Source organism: Streptomyces sp. NPDC093064 (assembly GCF_044754605.1).
Classification (GTDB): domain Bacteria; phylum Actinomycetota; class Actinomycetes; order Streptomycetales; family Streptomycetaceae; genus Streptomyces.
On sequence record NZ_JBIVPK010000052.1, the window covers coordinates 39,691 to 46,100 of the forward strand.

Sequence of the window (6,410 nt, forward strand, 5' to 3'; positions counted from 1 at the left end):
GATGAGCAAGCTGCGCGTGGCGGTCCTCGGTGCCAAGGGCCGGATCGGGTCCGAGGCGGTACGGGCGGTCGAGGCCGCCGAGGACATGGAACTGGTCGCCGCCCTCGGCCGGGGCGACAAGCTGGAGACCCTCGCCGAGACGGGCGCCCAGGTGGTGGTCGAACTGACCACCCCCGGGTCGGTCATGGGCAACCTCGACTTCTGCGTACGGCACGGCATCCACGCCGTCGTCGGCACCACCGGCTGGACCGACGAGCGCCTCGCGCAGCTGCGGGGCTGGCTGGCCCAGTCCCCGCAGACCGGTGTGCTCATCGCCCCGAACTTCTCCATCGGCGCCGTGCTCACCATGAAGTTCGCTCAGATCGCCGCGCCCTGGTTCGAGTCGGTCGAGGTCATCGAGCTGCACCACCCGAACAAGGTCGACGCCCCCTCCGGCACCGCCACCCGCACCGCGCAGCTCATCGCGGAGGCCCGGGCCGAGGCGGGCTCGGCCCCGGCGCCGGACGCCACCGTCACCGCCCTGGACGGAGCGCGCGGCGCCAGCGTCGACGGGGTCCCGGTCCACGCCGTGCGCCTGCGCGGACTGCTCGCCCACCAGGAGGTCCTGCTGGGCGGCGAGGGGGAGACGCTCACCATCCGCCACGACTCGTTCCATCACAGCAGCTTCATGCCGGGCATCCTGCTCGGCGCGCGCCGTGTGGTGACCACTCCGGGCCTGACCGTCGGCCTGGAGCACTTCCTCGACCTGAACTGAGCCCCGAAGCCCCTCATGCGCGCGAAGATCACTTACCTCGTCACGGCCGCCGTCCTGGTCTTCTACTTCGTCCTGGTCGGCAGCCGCGGCGTCATGCTCATCCAGTACGGCACACCCGTCACCGTCGCCTTCGGGATCGCCGTGCTGATCCTGCCGCTGATCGGCCTGTGGTTCCTGTGGAAGAACACCCAGTTCGTCCGCCGGGCCAACCAGCTCGCCGCCGAACTCGACGCCGAAGGGGGCCTGCCCGTCGACGAGCTGGCCCGCACGCCCAGCGGGCGCGTCGACCGCGACTCGGCCGACCAGGTCTTCGCCCGGCGCAAGGCCGAGACGGAGGCGGCCCCCGACGACTGGCGCACCTGGTTCCGCCTCGCCGTCGCCTACCACGACGCCCGCGACACCCCTCGCGCCCGCAAGGCGATGCAGCGGGCGATCGCCCTGCACGACGGTAAACCGGTGCAGGCCGCCTGACCTCCGGAACACCCCCGTGAACGCGGAGGGGCCCGGTCCGCGCGCGGACCGGGCCCCTTTGGCATGCCGTCGGCCGGGGTCAGTGCGTCCTGTTCTCGTCCGCCCACGCCTCCACCGCGTCCGCCGCCCGGTCGAAGGCCTCGAAGCGACCCAGGAAGTCGGCGTTGTGCGTGGTCACCAGCGCCGGCAGCTCCTGCTGCGCACGGCCCCTGCGGCCGAGCACCAGCGCCTGCCCCTGCACCGTGCGCGGCAGCCCCAGCCAGCGCACCGGCTGCTGCACCGTCCGCACGCCGGCGACCTGAGCCCACGGCGTCGTCCGGGTGACGAGGAGGCTCACGTGCCGCAGCCCGCGTGCGCTGACCCAGACCCCCATGCGCAGCAGCCGCAGCGCGCCGGCGATCACGATCAGGGCGACGACGAAGCAGAAACCCGCGGAGGACAGCGTGGCGGTGAGCGCCGTGACGACCCCCGCGAGCAGTACGAAGGAGGCGAGCAGCAGCAGGAGGGCCGCCGCCCCCACACGCCACGGCCCGGGCCGGTAGGGGCGTCGCCAGCGCTCGCGGTCGTCGAACGGCAGCGCTACGTCGTCCGCCGCGTCGAAGGCGCGGTCGGCCGTCAGGAAGGACAGGGGCACGGCTGGTCCTCACTCAAATCCATGCATGGGCTGTGCCCGGTGAGGCTATCCGCCTGTGTCCGTGCCCACCACCCGTGGGGGCCGCGAAGGCGACCGCCGGGCCACCGGCGCGGCGGCAGGGGGCCCGTACCCGCTCAGTGCCCGGGGGAGACCTGGGACTGCTGCGTCTCGGTGGGGGAGTGGCTGATGGTCAGCGCGGGCGTCCCCAGGATCACGGAGCCCACGAGCGCGGCGACGATGGTCAGCCCCAGCAGGCAGCGCCCGGCTATTCGGCCGGTGGACGCGCGTTCGCGGGGCGGGGGAGCGACATTGCTGCGGAACCGGTCGGCTTCGGCGACGAAGGCGAACGGTACGGGCTCGCGCCGACGGAGCATCGGGGGTACGACTCCTTCCGGGGGTCGAACTGGGGTGTCTCACCCATACAGACGACCGAGTGTCCCAAAAGGTGCCCGGTTTCACCGAATTCGCAGATCTTCACCGAAGATGTCGTGCCCCGGCACCGATCGCCCCGATGTCAGAGCCGGGCCGTAGAGTGGTCGCCGCCCGTCAGCCGTCAAGGAAGGGACCCTCCGAGCCGTGACCGCCACCCCCGCCGACGACCCGAAGCCCAGCTTCCGCAGTGACATCACCGTCGAACTGGTCAAGCACAACGCGTCCGACGCCGACGTGCTGTTCGCGGCCCGCGTCTCGACCCTCGGCGAGCAGTCCCTGGCCGAGTTGGACAAGGACCCCGAGCGCTCCAAGGGACTGATCAACTACCTGATGCGCGACCGGCACGGCAGCCCCTTCGAGCACAACTCGATGACCTTCTTCGTCAGCGCCCCCATCTTCGTCTTCCGCGAGTTCATGCGGCACCGCGTGGGCTGGTCGTACAACGAGGAGAGCGGGCGCTACCGCGAGCTGGAGCCGGTCTTCTACGTTCCCGACGAGTCCCGCAAGCTCGTGCAGGAGGGACGCCCGGGCAAGTACCGGTTCGTCGAGGGCACCCAGGCCCAGCAGGAGCTGGTCGGCCGGGTCATGGCGGACTCCTACCGGGAGGCGTACGAGGCCTACCAGGAGATGCTCGCGGCCGGCGTCGCCCGTGAGGTGGCGCGCTCGGTCCTCCCGGTCGGCCTGTTCTCGTCGATGTACGCCACCTGCAACGCCCGCTCGCTGATGCACTTCCTCGGTCTGCGCACCCAGCACGAGCTGGCCAAGGTGCCGTCCTTCCCGCAGCGGGAGATCGAGATGGTGGGCGAGAAGATGGAGGCCGAGTGGGCCAGGCTCATGCCGCTGACCTACGCCGCCTTCAACGCCAACGGCCGGGTCGCGCCGTAGCCGGAGACCGCCTGCCCACTCAGGTACAGATGTACGGTTCAGCCGCGCGAAGTGTCCGGATTGCGACCTTTGGAGAAGTTCATCTAGCCTGATCAAACGGACCCGGCACTGCTTGAACCCCCGAGCAGGCAGTGCCGGGCTCCACTTTTGCCACCACCCGCCGGCCCGCCCCCCGAGGGCAGCCCTCACATTGAGCAGCGAGTAGCGTGTTACCCATGGCTCCGACCTCGACTCCGCAGACCCCCTTCGGGCGGGTCCTCACCGCCATGGTCACGCCCTTCACGGCGGACGGCGCACTCGACCTCGACGGCGCGCAGCGGCTCGCCGCCCACCTGGTGGACGCAGGCAACGACGGCCTGATCGTCAACGGCACCACCGGCGAGTCCCCCACCACCAGCGATGCGGAGAAAACGGACCTGGTACGCGCGGTCCTGGACGCGGTCGGCGATCGCGCCCACATCGTGGCCGGCGTCGGCACCAACGACACCCGCCACAGCATCGAACTGGCCCGCGCCGCCGAGCAGGCCGGCGCGCACGGCCTGCTGACCGTCACGCCGTACTACAACAAGCCCCCGCAGGAGGGCCTGTACCGCCACTTCAAGGCCATCGCCGACGCCACCGGCCTGCCGGTCATGCTCTACGACATCCCCGGCCGCAGCGGCGTCCCGATCAACACCGAGACGATCGTCCGCCTCGCCGAGCATCCGCGGATCGTTGCCAACAAGGACGCCAAGGGCGACCTCGGCCGGGCGAGCTGGGCCATCGCGCGCTCCGGTCTCGCCTGGTACTCCGGCGACGACATGTTGAACCTGCCCCTGCTCTCGGTGGGCGCGGTCGGCTTCGTCTCGGTCGTCGGCCACGTCGTCACCCCGGACCTGCGCGCCCTGGTCGAGGCATTCACCGCCGGCGACGTCCAGAAGGCCACCGAGATCCACCAGAAGCTGCTCCCGGTGTACACCGGCATGTTCCGCACCCAGGGCGTCATGACCACCAAGGCCGCGCTCGCGCTGCAGGGCCTGCCCGGCGGCCCGCTGCGGCCCCCGATGGTGGAGCTCACGCCGGAGGAGACCGAGCAGCTCAAGATCGATCTTGCCGCCGGCGGGGTACAGCTCTGACAACGAGACTTCGCACCACCCCGTAACACCCGAGGCCTGACAACTGAATAGGCGGGCCACACCGGTGCCCGCATCCCACCATGACAACTGCTTCTGCACGAACGTCACGCGCGCCACGTGCCCACCGGTACGTGGCGCGCGTGGTGAGGAGAGTCTTTTGAGTCATCCGCATCCTGAACTGGGCTCGCCCCCGCGCCTCCCCGACGGCGGTCTGAGAGTCACCCCTCTCGGCGGCCTCGGCGAGATCGGCCGGAACATGACCGTCTTCGAATACGGCGGCCGCCTGCTGATCGTCGACTGCGGAGTGCTCTTCCCCGAGGAGGAGCAGCCCGGAATCGACCTGATCCTGCCGGACTTCTCGTCCATCAGGGACCGCCTCGACGACATCGAGGGCATCGTCCTCACCCACGGCCACGAGGACCACATCGGTGGTGTCCCGTTCCTCCTGCGCGAGAAGCCGGACATCCCCCTCATCGGCTCCAAGCTGACCCTCGCCCTCATCGAGGCCAAGCTCCAGGAGCACCGCATCCGTCCGTACACCCTCGAGGTCGCGGAAGGGCAGCGCGAGCGCGTCGGCCCCTTCGACTGCGAGTTCATCGCGGTCAACCACTCCATCCCGGACGCCCTCGCGGTCGCCATCCGCACCCCCGCGGGCATGGTCGTGCACACCGGCGACTTCAAGATGGACCAGCTGCCGCTGGACAACCGCCTGACCGACCTCCACGCGTTCGCCCGGCTGAGCGAGGAAGGCATCGACCTCCTCCTCACCGACTCCACCAACGCCGAGGTCCCCGGCTTCACCCCGCACGAGCGGGACATCTCCAATGTGCTGCGCCAGGTCTTCGCCGGCGCCCGCAAGCGGATCATCGTGGCGAGCTTCGCCAGCCACGTCCACCGCATCCAGCAGATCCTGGACGCCGCGCACGAGTACGGCCGCAGGGTCGCCTTCGTCGGCCGGTCCATGGTCCGCAACATGGGCATCGCCCGGGACCTGGGCTACCTGAAGGTCCCGCCGGGTCTGGTGGTCGACGTCAAGACCCTGGACGACCTGCCCGACCACGAGGTCGTGCTCGTCTGCACAGGCTCCCAGGGCGAGCCGATGGCGGCCCTGTCCCGCATGGCCAACCGCGACCACCAGATCCGCATCGTCCAGGGCGACACGGTGATCCTGGCGTCGTCGCTGATCCCGGGCAACGAGAACGCGGTGTACCGGGTCATCAACGGTCTGACCCGTTGGGGCGCCAACGTCGTGCACAAGGGCAACGCCAAGGTCCATGTCTCGGGCCACGCCTCGGCCGGCGAGCTGCTGTACTTCTACAACATCTGCCGCCCGCGGAACCTGATGCCGGTCCACGGGGAATGGCGCCATCTGCGGGCCAACGCCGAACTGGGTGCCCTCACCGGAGTGCCGCACGACCGGATCGTCATCGCCGAGGACGGCGTGACCGTCGACCTGGTCGAGGGCAATGCCAAGATCTCCGGCAAGGTCCAGGCCGGTTACGTGTACGTCGACGGCCTCTCGGTCGGCGACGTGGGCGAGCCCGCGCTGAAGGACCGCAAGATCCTCGGCGACGAGGGCATCATCTCGGTCTTCGTGGTGGTCGACTCCACCACGGGCAAGGTCACCGGCGGCCCGCACGTCCAGGCCCGCGGCTCGGGCATCGACGACTCCGCCTTCGCCGCGGTCATCCCGAAGATCGCGGAAGTCCTGGAGAAGTCCGCCCAGGAGGGCATCGCCGATGCCCACCAGCTTCAGCAGCTCATCCGCCGCACCCTCGGCAAGTGGGTCTCGGACTCCTATCGGCGCAGGCCGATGATCCTCCCGGTCGTCGTGGAGGTCTGACCCCCGCACGTCCCCCGGGACGCGCGAACTGGTGGCGGGGCACCTCGATTTGCATCGGGGCGCCCCGCTCCAGTACGTTTACGGCTCCGCCAGGACGGGAACCCGAGGGCTTCATGCACTTCGGAGGACGTTCCCGGAAGCGGCGGGAAATCCGACTCAGAATCTCTGATAAAGTCGGAGTCGCCGGAAAGGGAAACGCGAGAGCGGAAACCTGGAAAGCACCGAGGAAATCGGATCGGAAAAAGATCTGATAGAGTCGGAAACACCGAAGGGAAG

7 protein-coding genes are annotated in these 6,410 nt (G+C 69.8%); 5 read left to right on the forward strand and 2 right to left on the reverse strand.

What is annotated here, in order from left to right:
- Window position 1 precedes the first annotated feature (1 nt).
- The gene (dapB, locus tag ACIQFZ_RS36130; protein WP_402693213.1) at window positions 2-754 is read left to right on the forward strand and encodes a 4-hydroxy-tetrahydrodipicolinate reductase; all 753 of its coding nucleotides are present in this window, start codon (window positions 2-4) and stop codon (window positions 752-754) included.
- Window positions 755-769: 15 nt separating this feature from the next.
- Entirely contained in the window at window positions 770-1,225 is a 456-nt protein-coding gene (locus ACIQFZ_RS36135) for a hypothetical protein (protein WP_365424296.1), read from the forward strand.
- 79 nt (window positions 1,226-1,304) lie between these two features.
- Here the strand turns inward: ACIQFZ_RS36135 and ACIQFZ_RS36140 are convergent, their stop codons facing one another.
- Both ACIQFZ_RS36140 and ACIQFZ_RS36145 read right to left on the reverse strand, forming a co-directional pair.
- The gene (locus tag ACIQFZ_RS36140; protein WP_402693214.1) at window positions 1,305-1,859 is read right to left on the reverse strand and encodes a hypothetical protein; all 555 of its coding nucleotides are present in this window, start codon (window positions 1,857-1,859) and stop codon (window positions 1,305-1,307) included.
- Window positions 1,860-1,993: 134 nt separating this feature from the next.
- Complete coding sequence (locus tag ACIQFZ_RS36145) at window positions 1,994-2,233, reverse strand: hypothetical protein (protein ID WP_361422219.1); 240 nt, start codon at window positions 2,231-2,233, stop codon at window positions 1,994-1,996.
- Between the two features lie 202 nt (window positions 2,234-2,435).
- Between ACIQFZ_RS36145 and thyX the strand changes: the two genes are divergently transcribed.
- The 3 genes from thyX to ACIQFZ_RS36160 all read left to right on the forward strand — a co-directional run bounded on the left by thyX (window position 2,436) and on the right by ACIQFZ_RS36160 (window position 6,134).
- Window positions 2,436-3,176, forward strand: coding sequence for an FAD-dependent thymidylate synthase (gene thyX / locus ACIQFZ_RS36150; protein ID WP_361422222.1), 741 nt, complete (start codon window positions 2,436-2,438; stop codon window positions 3,174-3,176).
- 215 nt (window positions 3,177-3,391) lie between these two features.
- Entirely contained in the window at window positions 3,392-4,291 is a 900-nt protein-coding gene (dapA, locus tag ACIQFZ_RS36155; RefSeq protein ID WP_225080560.1) for a 4-hydroxy-tetrahydrodipicolinate synthase, read from the forward strand.
- 157 nt (window positions 4,292-4,448) lie between these two features.
- Entirely contained in the window at window positions 4,449-6,134 is a 1,686-nt protein-coding gene (locus tag ACIQFZ_RS36160) for a ribonuclease J (protein ID WP_402693215.1), read from the forward strand.
- Window positions 6,135-6,410: the final 276 nt, after the last annotated feature.

Coding starts and splice junctions, on each gene's coding strand:
- ACIQFZ_RS36135 (WP_365424296.1), top strand. CDS start 770: ATGCGCGCGAAGATCACTTACCTCGTCACGGCCGCCGTCCTGGTCTTC.
- dapA (WP_225080560.1), top strand. CDS start 3,392: ATGGCTCCGACCTCGACTCCGCAGACCCCCTTCGGGCGGGTCCTCACC.
- ACIQFZ_RS36145 (WP_361422219.1), bottom strand. CDS start 2,233: ATGCTCCGTCGGCGCGAGCCCGTACCGTTCGCCTTCGTCGCCGAAGCC.
- dapB (WP_402693213.1), top strand. CDS start 2: ATGAGCAAGCTGCGCGTGGCGGTCCTCGGTGCCAAGGGCCGGATCGGG.